Genomic DNA, 13,430 nt, shown 5'->3' on the forward strand with positions numbered 1-13,430 from the left:
GGGTTACGAAGAGAGGGAGTACAGCGCAGAGGCGCTGCTCCAAGGAGGTAAGAGACCATGCGCAGATCCCCCAATCGTCTGCTGGCGACTCTCTTCGGAGCCGTCTACGTCGTCGTTGGGCTCCTCGGCTTCGTCGTCACCGGAGGCGTGCAGTTCCTCTCGACCGAAGGCGGGCTCCTGCTCGGGATCTTCGAGGTGAACCCGCTGCACAACATCGCCCACCTGCTCATCGGAGGCGCGCTGCTGATCGCGGGCCTGTCGACCGCCGCCGCGGCGAACACCGTCAACGTGACCGTCGGAGCGGTGTACCTGCTCCTGGGCATCGTCGGCTTCTTCCTGGTCGACACCGCCGTGAACGTGCTGGCGCTGAACACCGCCGACCACTTCCTGCACCTGGCCAGCGCGCTGGTGCTCCTGGGAGTCGGGCTCGGCACCGAGAAGACGGCGAGGACGCGCACCGCCGCGACCGCCTGACCCGGGCGGCACCCGCCGCCCCCCTCTACTCCGTCCGCCGTGGGCCCGCCGTTTTCCGCGGCGGACGGACTGAACGGCCCCGGACGACACGATGCGGTGTGTCGATCCGGGGCCTCCTCTTCTTCCTCGAACCAGCGAAGGAGCCGCCATGACCACCGTGGCCCGCTGCAACGCCGCTTTCGCCGGACTCGGCGCCGGGCTCGTCCACCTCTCGCTCGCCGCCGGCGGGGAGGGCGTGCAGGCTCCGGTGATCGGTGTCCTCGGCGCCGTCGAGATCCTCTGGGCGGTCCTCGTCCTGGCGCGCGGCCGGATCGTCGTGGCGCGCACGTCGCTGGTCGTGGCGGTCGCCTCCCTGGCGGCGTTCGCGCTCGCTCTGGCCCTGGGCGCACTCACCGAGCCCCTGCCCGCACTGGCCGCCGCGGTCCTCCAGCTGATCGCGGTCGCTGTGGTGGCCGTCTCGCTCCGCTCTCCTCGCGCGGAGGAGAAGGCCGTCTCGCCGTCGCGCGCGCTCGTCGGGCTCCTGGCCGGAGCGCTCACCGTCTCGGCCCTCGCCACCCCCGCCATGGCCGCCTCCTCGGGCGGCTCGGGCGACATGGGCGGGATGATGCACTCGGTCGTCGACGGCGGACACGGGCACTGACGCCCTCTGGTCCCGGCGACTCCGCTCGGCTAAGGTAAGGCCAACCTAAGCAGCGAGGGAGGCCACCGTGTCGAACGTCATCCCGTTCTCCGAGGCCCTGCGCCTGCGCATCGGGCAGTCCGGCGCGGACGACGAGGGCGCCGCCTTCATGACCTCGCTGATGACCGGCTCCGGCAGCCGCGACGACTACATCGCGCTCGTCTCGCAGCACTACTTCGTCTACGAGGCCCTCGAGGCCGTAGCGGAGGACATGGCCGGCGATCCGGTCGCGGAGCCGTTCCTCTCGGCCAAGCTCACCCGGCTCCCCGCGATCGCGGAGGACCTGCGCTTCCTCGTCGGCGAGGACTGGCGCGAGCGCATCCGTCCGCTGCCCTCGACCAGCGCCTACGTCGACCGCATCCGCACCGTGGCCTCGGGCTGGAGCGGCGGCTTCGTCGCCCACCACTACACGCGCTACCTCGGCGACCTCTCCGGCTGCGCGATCGTGCGCGGGCTGCTGCAGCGGCGGTTCGGCTTCGAGACCAACGGCGTCGGCTTCTTCCTCTTCGGCGAGATCGCCGCGCCGTCGGCCTTCCGCGCCACCTACCGCGAGCAGCTCGACGCCGCGGGCTGGGACGAGGAGGAGCGCGAGCGGGTCATCGCGGAGGTCGCGGAGGCGTACCGGCTGACGACGGAGCTGTTCCGCGATCTCGCCCGGACCTGCGCGGCGGCCTGAGGCCCCTGCTCCGACGTCCTCCGCCGGGCGTCACTCCGCCGACGCCTCCGCGACAGCCGCCGGCTCCGCCCGCCGCTCGGACATGAACCGCAGCACGTCCTTGTCGACGATGATGTCGCTCGGCCGGAGCGGCCGGGTCAGGTAGAGGCCCTCGAGGCTCGTGATGCGGCTGAGCGCCACGTAGGTCTGCCCGGGCGCGAACGCGCGCTGCCCGAGATCGACCACGGCCGAGTCGTAGGTCTTGCCCTGCGACTTGTGGATCGTGACCGCCCAGGCCAGCCGCAGCGGGAACTGCGCGAACTCGGCGACGATCTCGCGGGTCAGCTTCTTCGTCGCGGCGGAGTAGGAGTAGCGGTAGCGCTCCCAGGTCGCCGGCTCGACCTCGTGGACCTCGCCGTCGACCTCGACCCACACCGTCCCCGCGACCTTCGTCACGCGGCCGATCGTGCCGTTCACCCAGCGCTGCTCGGAGTCGTTGCGCAGGAACATCACGTGCGCGCCGATCTTGAGCTCGAGGTTCTGGTCCGCCGGATACGCGCGCCCGCCGAAGTCGCCGCTGATCTCGGCCGAGGCGGTCTTGAGCGGGCCCTTCAGCCGCGCCAGCGCCGCCTGGTTGATGCGGTTGACCGTGTCGTTGCGGGTCGCGAGCGTGATCGCGTCGTCGGCCGGCGGCGTCCGCGCGCCCGCCGCGTTCAGCACGTCGGCGATCTCCTTCGTCACCATGCCGAAGCGGACCGCGTTGAGCATCCACTTGAAGCGCTCGTCGCTCTGCCGGTGGATCCGGCCGAGCTCGACGATCCGCAGCGGCGCCTCCTGCCAGACGAGGGCGTCGAAGAACCACAGCGAGCGGTAGCGGTCGGCGAAGTAGGCGCGCTCCTCCGGATCGCCGGGGACGGGCGCGAGCTGGAACGGGTCGCCGAAGAGGACGACCTGCACGCCCCCGAACGGCTCGGAGCGCCGCTGCCGCGCCTGCCGGAGGCTGCGGTCGATCCCGTCGAGCAGGTCGGCGTTCACCATCGAGATCTCGTCGATGACGAGCGTGTCGATGGTGTTGAGGAGCTTGCGCAGCTCGGGCGGCTGGTCGAGGTCGGAGTCGGCGATGACGCCGATCGGCAGCCGGAACAACGAGTGGATGGTCTGGCCGCCGACGTTCAGGGCCGCGACCCCGGTGGGGGCGCAGATGACGATCTGCTTGTCGGTGTTCCAGCTCAGGTGGTTGAGCAGGGTGGACTTGCCCGTGCCCGCGCGACCCGTGACGAACAGGTGCTCGCGCGTGTTCTCGATGAGGTCGAAGACCCGCTGCTGCTCGTCGGAGAGGGTCGGCTGAGTCACCGCTCCACTGTACCCAGCGGAGACAGGCGCCCCGCCTCCTCCCCCGTCACCGCCGGCAGGAGCGACGGTGACGGAGGCCTGGGGAGGAGGCTCCGCGACCGGCTCACACGTCTCGGACGCGGGTGACCAGGAGGGCGGGCACGACGGCCGCGGCGACCCAGGCCAGCGAGGCCAGGACGGCGGTGCCGACGCCGACGCCGGTGCCGGACTCGTCCGGCAGGCGGGAGAGCGTCGACCCCAGGCTCGAGAGGAGATAGGCGGACGCATCGGTGATCCACTGCGCGTCGAGGAGCGAGCCCGCCAGCGAGACGACGATCGGGAGCACGAAGAGGACCCCGACGGCGGTGCCGATCGCCGCCGCGGAGCTGCGCAGCAGCGCGCCCAGCCCGACGGCGAAGGCCCCGACGACGGCGAGGTGGAACGCGCCGCCGACGAGTGCGCCGAGGACCTCGCCGTCGACCACCGGCGCCGCTCCCCTGCCCGCCAGCCCGGAGGCGATCAGGGCGAACGACCCGCCCGTGGTGATCAGGCCGAGCACGAAGGCGACGAGGGCCACCATCGCCGTGCGGGCGAGCAGCGAGGGTAGACGGCGTGGGACGGCGGTGTAGGTCGACCGGATCATCCCGGTCGTGTACTCCCCTCCGATCGAGAGGGCGCCGAGGACCGCGACGACGAGGCCGACCAGCTGCAGGTGCACGGTGGCGGCGGCGACCGCCAGCTGAGTCGCCCCCTCGGCGGATCCGACACCGTCGAGGGTCCCCCCGAGGATCGCCGCGAGACCGAGGGCGAGGAGGACCGAGACGCCGAGCGACCACCAGGTGGAGCGGACGGTCGCCAGCTTGAGCGCCTCCGAGGCGACGACTCCCCCGGCTCGGAGCCGGACGCCGTCGAGAGTGGAAGGACGGGGTGCGGTGCTCTGAGCGGTCATCGGACGGCTCCTTCCGTGGCGGAGGCGGTCGCGGTGGCGTACTCGACGGCGTCCGCCGTCATCGCGGTGTAGGCGTCCTCGAGCGAGCGGGTCAGCGGTGTGAGGGCGTGCAGGACGATGCCGCCGCGCAGCGACAGCTCGCCGATCGCGGAGGCGTCGAGTCCCTCCACCTCGAGCCCGCCCTCGGTGCGGGCCACCCGGGCGCCGCCTCCGGCGAGCAGCTCGGCCAGGCGGTCGGCCTCGGGGCTCGCGACGCGCACCCGGGGGCGCGCCTCCGCGAGGAAGTCGGCGAGGGGGGCGTCCGCGAGGATGCGGCCCCGGCCGAGGACGATGATGTGATCCGCCGTCTGCGCCATCTCGCTCATCAGGTGCGAGGACAGCAGGACGCAGCGGCCCTCCGCCGCCTGGCCCCGCACGAAGTCGCGGACCCAGCGCACCCCCTCGGGGTCGAGCCCGTTGACCGGCTCGTCGAGCAGGAGCGTCCGGGGGTCGCCCAGCAGGGCCGTCGCGATGCCGACCCGCTGGCCCATCCCGAGCGAGAAGCCGCCCACGCGCTTGCGGGCGACGCTCTGCAGACCGACGAGCTCGATCACCTCCTCCACGCGTGCGCGCGGGATGCGGTGGGTCGCGGCGATGACGCGGAGGTGGTCGCGGACCGACCGCCCCCGGTGCGCCGCCTTCGCGTCGAGCAGGGCGCCGACCTCGCGCAGCGGAGCCGAGTGCTCGGCGTAGGGCCGGCCGTTGACGCGGACCGAGCCCGACGTCGGCCGGTCCAGCCCGACGATCATCCGCATGGTCGTCGACTTGCCGGCCCCGTTCGGGCCCAGGAAGCCCGTCACCCGTCCGGGCTCGACGGTGAAGTCGATCGCGTCCACCGCCGTCTTGGCGCCGAACCTCTTGGTCAGTCCTCGTGCCTCGATCATGAGGCCCCCTTCGCTCGTCCGAGCCGCCCGGCGCGGCCTCGGAGGAGGGCCCGGCCCAGCGGCGCGGCCAGTCTAGGAACGAAGGCGCCGTCGGCGTCGGATGTGGCGCGAGATGCGGGGGTGCGCCCACCCGCATCGGGGGGCTGACCCCCGTACCCCGGGGCGTCAGCCGCGCTTCTGCAGGGCGGCCAGGCGGTCGTTGTAGGCCGTGAGCTCGGCCTCTCCGGTGCGGTCGGCCTGGCGGTCGCGGCGCTTGGTCTCGCGGGCGTCGGAGCGGCTCCACATCATCGCCACGACGATCGCGAGCGCGAGGGTGGGGATCTCGCCGATGCTCCACGCGATGCCGCCGGCCGCCTGCTGATCGGCGAGCGCGGAGGTGCCCCAGCCCATCGCCCCGTACCAGTCGGCGAGGAGCAGCCCCTCCCCCGTCATCAGCGCGAGGCCGAAGAAGGCGTGGAACGCCATCGTGCCCAGCAGCAGCAGGAGGCGCATCGCGTAGGGCACGCGGTGCACGCTCGGGTCCACTCCGATCAGCACGCTGACGAACAGGTACCCGGTGATGAGGAAGTGGACGATCATCCACTCGTGGCCGATGTGGTCCGTGGTGGCCCAGCGGAACAGCGGGGAGTAGTAGAAGCCCCAGAGCGACCCGACGAACAGCAGCGCGGCCACGATCGGGTGCGAGATCGCGGTGGCGAAGCGCGAGTGCACGGCGAGCAGCACCCACTCGCGGGCGCCGCGGGAGCCGTCGGTGCGGCGGGCGGCGGCGCGGACGATCAGCGTGACCGGTGCCGCCGGGACGAGCAGCAGCGGCACCGCCATCGTGAGGACCATGTGCGAGAGCATGTGGGCGCTGAACAGGTACTTCTCGTACGCGTTCACTCCGCCGTTCGTGATGTAGGCCAGGAGGAGCATGCCCGCGATCCAGAGGATCGTGCGGTGCAGGGGCCAGCGGTCGCCGCGGCGGTGCAGGCGCACCACTCCGGCGACGTAGAACGCGATGGCGAAGGAGCAGACCAGGAGCCAGACCAGGTCGATGTTCCAGAGCGTGAGGAAGTTCATCGCGCTCGCGGGCGGCGGCAGGGGCTCGCCCGTCAGCAGCTGGGCCGGGGTCGGATCCGTCAGCTGGCTCGCGGCGACCTGGTCGACCGGGGTCGCGGTGCGCGCGAGCGCCGCGGCGACTCCGGAGGCGATCCCCATGAAGGCGATCTCGGCGCCCACGAGCCACCAGAAGCTGCGGCCGCCGACGCCGCCCGCCTTCCGCATCCGATCGATGAGGTAGCGGCGCTGCAGCACGCCGAACAGGCCCAGCGCGACCAGGGCCGCGACCTTGACCAGCACGAGGATCCCGTAGCCGGTGAGCAGGTTGTCGAGGGTGGCGAGCCGGAGCTCGGCGCTGACGTAGCCGGACGCCGCGACCACGACGAAGCTCACGAGCGCGAGGCTGGAGTAGCGCTCGATCACGGGCAGCAGGCGGGAGCCGCCGAGCAGGGGCCGCAACGCGATGACGGTGATGAGGCCGCCCAGCCAGATCGCCGCGAAGACGAGGTGCAGGCCCAGCGCCGTGACGGCGGCGTCGTGCCCGCTCGCTCCCGCCGCGTGCCCCTGCTGCGCCATGGGCAGCAGCGTGAGCAGGGCCAGGCCCGTGACGAAGACGAGCGCGGTCTGGTTGCGGACGGCGAAGCAGAGGACGGTGACGACGGCCGCGAGCAGGGTCGTGATGAGCCAGGCCTGGCCGACCTCGATGCTGCCGATGAAGTAGCTGAGCTTGGTGCCGAAGTCGCGGTCGAGGCTCAGGGGCGTCTGCGTGACGTTGAGGAAGGTGAGGAACCCGGTCACCGCGCTGGCCGCCGCGAAGAAGGCGGCGCTGGCGGCCGCGACGTCGAGGGCGATCGAGAACTCGGTGCGCGGCTCGGGCGCGGCCTCGGCGACCGCGGTGCGCGCGGGGGCGACCGAGGTGCGCGTCGATCCGGCGCGGGACGAGGACTGGCCACCGCGCGAGGAGGCGTGGCCGGCGCGCGAGGAGGCGTGCGCGGTCGACGCGCGGGACGACGACCGGGCGTCGCGCGCGGCGGCGGCGCGGGGGCTCAGCGCGAACAGCGTCAGCACGAGCGAGCCGATCATGCCCGCGGCGCCGAGATTGACGGCGAGCTTGGCGATGGGGAGGCCGTAGCGGACCACGGGGCCGGGATCGTTCAGCAGCGGAGCCGCGGCTCCCCCGCCGAAGGCCAGGGCCGCGAGGAGGGCGACGAGCGCTGCGGCGACGAGCACGAGCGCAGGGCCGACGATCCGGACGGTTCGATTCACCGCTCCAGCCTACGTTCCGCGGCTGATCGGGAGCCGCGTCCGCGGACGACGACGGCCCCGGCGCATGCCGGGGCCGTGTCGGAGGGCGCGACTACTTCGCGGCGGCCTTGAGCTTGGTGCCCGCGGAGACCTTGACCGAGTGGCCGGCGGCGATCTGGATGGTCTCGCCGGTCTGCGGGTTGCGGCCGGTGCGCGCGGCGCGGGAGGTGCGCTCGACGGCGATCCAGCCGGGGATGGTGACCTTCACGTCGTTCGACACGGAGTCGGCGAGGGTGGTGAAGAGCGAGTCGAGGACGCCGTTGACGGCGGCCTGGCTCTGGCCGGAGTCGGCGGCGATCTTCGCGACGAGCTCGGTGCGGTTGAGCGACTTGTCAGCCATGGAGTGTCCTCCCAGGACGTTCTCGCTGTCGGAACAGCTGGTTTCGATGGATCGTCCTCGGCCGGGGACGGACGTCCTCAACCGGTCGGACCGTCGGTAACCTACCAGCCCCGCCCCGGATCTCCGGCGATTCCGACCTCGAGACGCCCGGAACGACGCCGATCGCGCCGGTCGGTCCCTCCACAGGAGGCGCTCGGCGCCCCTCGTCCACCGATCCGCCGATCGCCTCTCCGCGGGGCCCACCGCCTGACGAGGATCGGCGCATGACGACGACGGCATTCCTTCCTCCACCCGCTCCGGCCGGCTCGGGCCTCCCCCGCCCGCCGCGGCTGCACCCTTCCGCCCGTCGACCGTACGAGCCCGGGCTCGCGGCGCTCGCGCTGGGCCTGCTCGCGCTCGCGTCCTCCGTGCATCCGCTCTGGGCGCTCCCCGCGGTCGCCGTGGCGGTCGCCGCGGTGACCGCGTCCGTGCGGGCGCTGCGGTGGACGGGCGAGCGGAGGAGCGCGGTGGCCGGGCTCGCCTGCGCGGCTCTCGCGCTGCTCGTCTGCTCCGTCACGGCACCCGCCTCCGTGCGGGCGGGCCTCGCCGTGCTGGCCTGGATCGCCTCCCTGCGGCCCGGCCCGTGAGCGGGCGCGGCTCCGGTCCAGCCCGCCTCGCTACAGTGACGGCGGCCCGCGCCCGAGCGGGCCGGGAGGACGGCCACGATGGCTCAGACGGACGGTTGGATCTCGACGGCGATCTGGTGGCACGTCTACCCGCTCGGCTTCACCGGCGCCGAGGCGAGCGCCTCGGAGGGTCCGGGTCCGGACGACGAGCCGCAGCACCGCCTCCGCGCCCTGCTGCCCTGGCTCGACGACCTGCTGGCGCTGGGCTGCAACGGGCTGCTGCTCGGGCCGGTCTTCGCCTCCTCCACTCACGGCTACGACACGGTCGACCACTTCCGGGTCGATCCGCGCCTCGGCGACGAGGCCGACCTCGACGCGCTGATCGCCGCGTGCCGCGAGCGCGGGATCCGCGTTCTGCTCGACGGCGTCTTCAACCACGTGGGACGAGAGCACCCCTGGTGGCGTGCCGCGGTCGCGGCCGGCGAGGGCTCCTCCGAGGCGGCGCGCTTCTCCCGCAGCGAGCGGTCGCAGGAGGTCGACGGTCTCCGCGTCGACGTGTTCGAGGGCCACGACGCCCTGGTCGAGCTCGACAACGGGAACCCCGAGGTCGCGGAGCACGTGTCCTCCGTGCTCGCGCACTGGCTCGAGCGGGGCATCGACGGCTGGAGGCTCGACGCGGCGTACGCGGTCGCGCCGGCGGCCTGGCACGCAGCGATCGACCCCGTGCGCCGGCGCTTCCCCGACGCCTGGTTCGTCGGCGAGGTCATCCACGGCGACTACTCCGGCTACGTGCGGGAGTCGGGGCTCGACTCGGTCACGCAGTACGAGCTCTGGAAGGCCGTCCGCAACTCCCTCGAGGAGGCGAACCTCTTCGAGCTGGCCTGGTCGCTGAAGCGCCACGACGAGTTCGTCCGCGAGTTCCTGCCCCTGACCTTCCTCGGCAACCATGACGTGACCCGGATCGCCAGCGCGATCAGCGACGAGCGCCACCACGGCCACGCCACGGCGATCCTCGGCTTCGTCGCCGGCGTGCCGAGCATCTACTCCGGTGACGAGCGGGGCCTGCGCGGCGTCAAGGAGGAGCGGATCGGCGGCGACGACGCGATCCGCCCCGAGTTCCCGGCCGATCCCGCCGAGTGGCCGGGCGGGGAGGCGTACCGGGCCCACCAGGAGGTCATCGCGTTCCGCCGACGGAATCCGTGGCTGGTCGGCGCGAGCACCCGCACGGTCGACCTCTCCAACACCGCCGTGCTGCTCGTGGCGGAGGGCCGGGAGGGACGCACCGCGCGGCTCGCGCTGAACCTCGGCGACGAGACGGCGACCGTCGGCGGCGTCCAGGTCGCTCCCCACTCCTGGTCGCTGCACGACTGACCCGGCGCCCAGGCGGCAGGTCAGTGCTCGACGGAGCATCGACCTCCGGGAGCCGGTCCTCTACGCTCGGGCGCATGCCGAGACCTGCACGAGGACCCTCCGACGGGCGAGCCGACTCGATCGACGACGCCGGGATGCCGGCGTCCGGACTGGAGCAGGCGTTCGCCGCCCCCGTCGACCCGGAGAGCGACCCCGGACCGGGCGAGAGGAGCGGCCTCTCGAGCCGCATCGCCCAGGAGCTGCTCGAGGACGGCTTCGGCCTCGACGCGAGCGACGAGGAGACTCCGTCCCGAGCGGTCGAGATCGACGACCCCGCCCGCGCCGTCGGCGACGATCCCGCCCAGCCCGTGCACGGCTCGATGTCCGGCGAGTTCGAGCGCCGCTGAGCCCGGCCGCCCGCCGTCGGTCGGCCGTCGTCACCCCGGCGGTGCCGCGCCGCCCGCCGCCGGAGCCGGGTCCGGATCGGCCGCCTGCAGCTCGGCGAGGAATCCGGGACGGAGCACGCGCGCCTCGATCGACGAGGCTCCCGAGGTCCAGCCGTCGCCGAGCGGACGCCCGGGCGTGAGCAGCACGTGTCCCGGCGTCCCCGCTCGGCCGAGCACGGCGGCGACGCGGCCCTCCGGATCGTAGAGGGCGTGGTCGACGAGCGGTCCGTAGACGGCGTGCACCGCGAAGTCCTCACGGCGGCCGAGGAGGACGGGCAGCAGCTCCTCGCCCGGGCGCAGGCCGTGGGGCCACCAGCGGAAGCGCTCGACGAGCTCGTGGCAGGAGGCGCACGAGGGCGAGAAGAAGACGAGGTGCGTCGCCGGGCGGGACAGCTCCTCGAGCGTCAGGAGCTCGCCGGCCACCGTGACGAACGCGAGGTCGGCGGCCGAGAGGTCGCCCTCGGGCGCGGGCCCCGGCGCGGACCCCCGGTCGGCTGCGGAGAAGCGGGCGGCCGCCCGGACGCGAGCGGCCGTCGACGCCGCACGGCGGTCGCGCACCAGCGCGAGCGAGACCGCGGCGAGCGCGGCGGCGAGGCCTGACGCCGCCGCCGAGGCCCCGCCGCCGCCGAGCAGCGCGGCCGGAGCGAGCCCGCCGAGCGCCCCGGCGACCGCCAGCACGAGCAGCACCGCGTTCCTCGCGACGGTGCGTCCGGTCATCCGCGCCGAGCCCAGGCCGCCGAAGCACTCGCAGTCGACGTCCTCCCTGGCGCGGACCGCGCGGACGGCGACGACGAGGAACACGGCGTCGAGGAGCGCCACCGGCACGAGGGCGGCACGGTGCAGCGGAGCGGGCGCCAGCACCACTGCGGCGCCGAGCGCGATCTCGACGACGGGGAAGGCGGCCGCGAACCAGCCGCGGCGCCGGAGGAGGAGCGGGACCCCGAGCGCCTCGAGGCTCACCCGGAACCGCTCCGTGCGGCCCAGCTTCAGGGCACCGCTGACGACGAGCACCGCGCCCGCGCACCACGCGGCGATCGCGAGAACCGCCTCCACCATCCGTCGCCTCCTCGCTCGGCACCGACCCGCGCGACGCTACCGGCGAGGACGGGCCTCCCGCGGCCGAGGCGGGGAACGAGACGGAGACGGCGCGAACGGGCGCCTTCCGCCCGCCCGACGAGCCGCTGCCGACGCATCCGGCGCGCCGATCCGTCCAGGCGTGGCGCTCCCGGGCTCCCTCCCGGTCCCGGACGCCCGCTCCGCCGTACACTGCGAGAGGATCGGAGGGGTCATGCGGGGACGGCGAGCGCGCGACGAGCGGCACGGCACTGCCGCGACCCCGACGGCGGACGCCGCTCCCCCGGCTCCGGTCCCGGCTCCGGCGCCCTCGGACTCGCCCGACGACGCCTCGGGCGACGTCTCGACCGGCATGCGGATCGCCGCCGCCTGGTCGTGGCGGTTCCTCGCCGTCGCCGGTCTCCTCTACCTCCTCGTGCGCCTCGTCTCGCTGCTGCCCGTGATCGTCGTGCCGGTGCTGATCGCCCTGCTGCTCACCGCGCTCCTCACCCCGCTGCGGAACCGGCTCGAGCGCCTGCGGCTCCCCCGCCCGCTCGCGGTCCTGGTCTCGATCGTCCTGATGCTCCTCCTGCTGACCGGCCTCGTCGGGCTGGTGGTCGTGCAGTCCCGCTCCGGCTTCAGCGGCGTGGGGCAGCGCGCTCTCGACGCGGTCGACGGCGTCGAGGCGTGGCTGCGGAGCCCGCCGCTGTCGTTCTCGGACGTGCAGCTCTCGGACTGGGCGCAGCGCGCGGTCGACTGGGCCGACGCGCAGGCGTCGACCATCGCGTCCGGAGCCCTCGCCGTCGGCTCCCAGCTCGCCGAGGTCTTCGCCGGGACGCTGCTCACGCTGTTCTCGCTGATCTTCCTGCTCCTCGACGGCCGCCGGATCTGGCACTGGTTCCTCCGCCTCCTCCCCCGCCGCGCGCGCCCCGCGATGGAGCGCGGCGGTGCCGCCGGCTGGCGGACCCTCAGCCAGTTCGTGATCGCGCAGCTCGGCGTCGCCGGGATCAACGCCGTCGGCATCGGCATCGGCGCGCTCGCGCTGCAGCTGCCGCTCGTCGTGCCGATCGCGATCGTGGTGTTCCTCGGCTCCTTCGTCCCGATCCTCGGCGCGATCGTGACCGGTGCGCTCGCCGCGCTGGTCGCGCTGCTGTTCAGCGGGCCGGTCGCCGCGCTGGTGATGGTCGGCGTCGTGATCCTGGTGCACCTGCTCGAGGGGCACGTGCTGCAGCCGCTGATCCTCGGGACCGCCGTGAAGGTGCATCCGCTCGCCGTGGTCCTCGGAGTCGCGACCGGGCTCGAGGTGGCCGGGCTCGCCGGGGCGCTGTTCGCCGTGCCGGCCATCGCGACGCTGAACGCGGCGGTCACCGCCATGCGGGCCCGCGCGCCCGTCGCGGAGTGAGCGCGTTCGATCCGGGCGCCCGACCCGGATCGACGGTGCTGCCCGCCCTCGCCTGCCCGGTCTGCGGCGGTGAACTCGCCCCCGATGCGCTCCCCCGGCCCTCCTCGCTCCGCTGCCCTCTCGGGCACAGTGCAGACCTCGCCCGCCAGGGCTACGCCTCGCTGCTGCGCGGCAAGCACGCGACCTCGGGCGACACCGCGGCGATGGTGCAGGCCCGCGCCGACCTGCTCGGCTCCGGCCACTACCGGGTGATCCAGGACGCGGTCGCCGCGGCCGTCCCCGGCGACGCGCGGCTCGTGGTCGACCTGGGCTGCGGCACCGGGGCGTACCTCGCGGCCGTGCTCGACGCGCATCCGGCGGCGGACGGGCTGGGCCTGGACCTCTCGGCCCCGGCCGCCCGCCGCGCCGCCCGCGCGCACCCCCGGGCGGCGATCGCGACCGCGGACCTCTGGCAGCCCCTCCCGCTGGCCGACGCCTCCGCCGACGCGCTGCTCACCGTCTTCGCGCCGCGGAACGCCCCGGAGATGCGGCGGGTGCTCCGTCCTGGCGGCGTCGCCGTCGTCGTCACTCCGCGCGAGCGGCACCTGCACGAGATCCGCGAGCGGTTCGGGATGCTCGGCATCGACGCCGGCAAGGCTGAGCGGCTCGACGAGCAGCTGGCGGGGTTCGCGCTCGGGGAGCGCATCGAGCTGGACACGGCAGTGCTGATGAGCGTCGACGAGCTGCGCGCCGAGGTGCTGATGGGGCCGAGCGCCCACCACGTGGATCCCGAGGCGCTGGACGCTCGACTCGCGGCAATGGAGGGGACGACCGCGGTGACGGTCGCGGTCACCGTGTCGCGCTTCGTGCGCGCGGAGTAGCGGCGGGCGCGCCGCC

General features: G+C 73.9%; 14 protein-coding genes. 8 read left to right on the plus strand and 6 right to left on the minus strand.

The genetic code is table 11. The features are described from left to right. Positions 1–57: 57 nt before the first annotated feature. The 3 genes from C5D08_RS05990 (at position 58) to C5D08_RS06000 (ending at position 1,829) form a co-directional block, all read left to right on the plus strand. Positions 58–474: a DUF4383 domain-containing protein gene (locus C5D08_RS05990; RefSeq protein ID WP_104276250.1), complete on the plus strand. Its 417-nt coding sequence runs from the start codon at positions 58–60 to the stop codon at positions 472–474. Positions 475–622: 148 nt separating this feature from the next. After that, complete coding sequence (locus tag C5D08_RS05995) at positions 623–1,114, plus strand: hypothetical protein (RefSeq protein WP_104276251.1); 492 nt, start codon at positions 623–625, stop codon at positions 1,112–1,114. Between the two features lie 67 nt (positions 1,115–1,181). Continuing rightward, complete coding sequence (locus tag C5D08_RS06000; protein WP_104276252.1) at positions 1,182–1,829, plus strand: heme oxygenase (biliverdin-producing); 648 nt, start codon at positions 1,182–1,184, stop codon at positions 1,827–1,829. 30 nt (positions 1,830–1,859) lie between these two features. On the opposite strand, the gene C5D08_RS06005 is transcribed toward C5D08_RS06000, so the two are convergent. From C5D08_RS06005 to C5D08_RS06020, 5 genes are all read right to left on the minus strand, one after another. Next, positions 1,860–3,161, minus strand: a complete 1,302-nt coding sequence (locus C5D08_RS06005) for an ATP-dependent RecD-like DNA helicase (RefSeq protein WP_258067334.1) — start codon at positions 3,159–3,161, stop codon at positions 1,860–1,862. A 103-nt stretch (positions 3,162–3,264) separates the two neighbouring features. After that, positions 3,265–4,089 carry an ABC transporter permease gene (locus C5D08_RS17295; protein WP_258065076.1) on the minus strand — a complete coding sequence of 275 codons (825 nt, stop codon included), beginning with the start codon at positions 4,087–4,089 and terminating at the stop codon, positions 3,265–3,267. After that, positions 4,086–5,012 (minus strand): ABC transporter ATP-binding protein, encoded by a 927-nt coding sequence (locus C5D08_RS06010; RefSeq protein ID WP_104276254.1) that lies wholly within the window; start codon positions 5,010–5,012, stop codon positions 4,086–4,088. Before C5D08_RS06010 ends, C5D08_RS17295 begins: the two co-directional genes overlap by 4 nt. A 165-nt stretch (positions 5,013–5,177) precedes the next feature. Next, positions 5,178–7,319, minus strand: coding sequence for a bifunctional copper resistance protein CopD/cytochrome c oxidase assembly protein (locus C5D08_RS06015; protein WP_258067335.1), 2,142 nt, complete (start codon positions 7,317–7,319; stop codon positions 5,178–5,180). A gap of 91 nt (positions 7,320–7,410) precedes the next feature. Further along, the gene (locus C5D08_RS06020; protein WP_056037903.1) at positions 7,411–7,698 is read right to left on the minus strand and encodes an HU family DNA-binding protein; all 288 of its coding nucleotides are present in this window, start codon (positions 7,696–7,698) and stop codon (positions 7,411–7,413) included. Between the two features lie 263 nt (positions 7,699–7,961). Between C5D08_RS06020 and C5D08_RS06025 the strand changes: the two genes are divergently transcribed. From C5D08_RS06025 to C5D08_RS17300, 3 genes are all read left to right on the plus strand, one after another. After that, complete coding sequence (locus tag C5D08_RS06025) at positions 7,962–8,324, plus strand: hypothetical protein (protein WP_104276255.1); 363 nt, start codon at positions 7,962–7,964, stop codon at positions 8,322–8,324. A 78-nt stretch (positions 8,325–8,402) separates the two neighbouring features. Then, positions 8,403–9,674 (plus strand): alpha-amylase family glycosyl hydrolase, encoded by a 1,272-nt coding sequence (locus C5D08_RS06030; protein ID WP_104276256.1) that lies wholly within the window; start codon positions 8,403–8,405, stop codon positions 9,672–9,674. A gap of 74 nt (positions 9,675–9,748) precedes the next feature. Beyond that, entirely contained in the window at positions 9,749–10,060 is a 312-nt protein-coding gene (locus C5D08_RS17300) for a hypothetical protein (protein WP_146086060.1), read from the plus strand. A gap of 30 nt (positions 10,061–10,090) precedes the next feature. On the opposite strand, the gene C5D08_RS17305 is transcribed toward C5D08_RS17300, so the two are convergent. Continuing rightward, positions 10,091–11,155 (minus strand): MauE/DoxX family redox-associated membrane protein, encoded by a 1,065-nt coding sequence (locus C5D08_RS17305; RefSeq protein WP_104276258.1) that lies wholly within the window; start codon positions 11,153–11,155, stop codon positions 10,091–10,093. A 232-nt stretch (positions 11,156–11,387) separates the two neighbouring features. Here C5D08_RS17305 and C5D08_RS06045 point away from each other — a divergent pair, with 232 nt between their 5' ends. Then, positions 11,388–12,554, plus strand: a complete 1,167-nt coding sequence (locus tag C5D08_RS06045; RefSeq protein WP_104276259.1) for an AI-2E family transporter — start codon at positions 11,388–11,390, stop codon at positions 12,552–12,554. Then, positions 12,551–13,414, plus strand: coding sequence for a methyltransferase domain-containing protein (locus C5D08_RS06050; RefSeq protein WP_104276260.1), 864 nt, complete (start codon positions 12,551–12,553; stop codon positions 13,412–13,414). Before C5D08_RS06045 ends, C5D08_RS06050 begins: the two co-directional genes overlap by 4 nt. The last annotated feature ends 16 nt before the right edge of the window (positions 13,415–13,430 follow it).

The sequence above is a fragment of the Rathayibacter sp. AY1B6 genome (assembly GCF_002932755.1).
Classification (GTDB): Bacteria; Actinomycetota; Actinomycetes; order Actinomycetales; family Microbacteriaceae; genus Rathayibacter.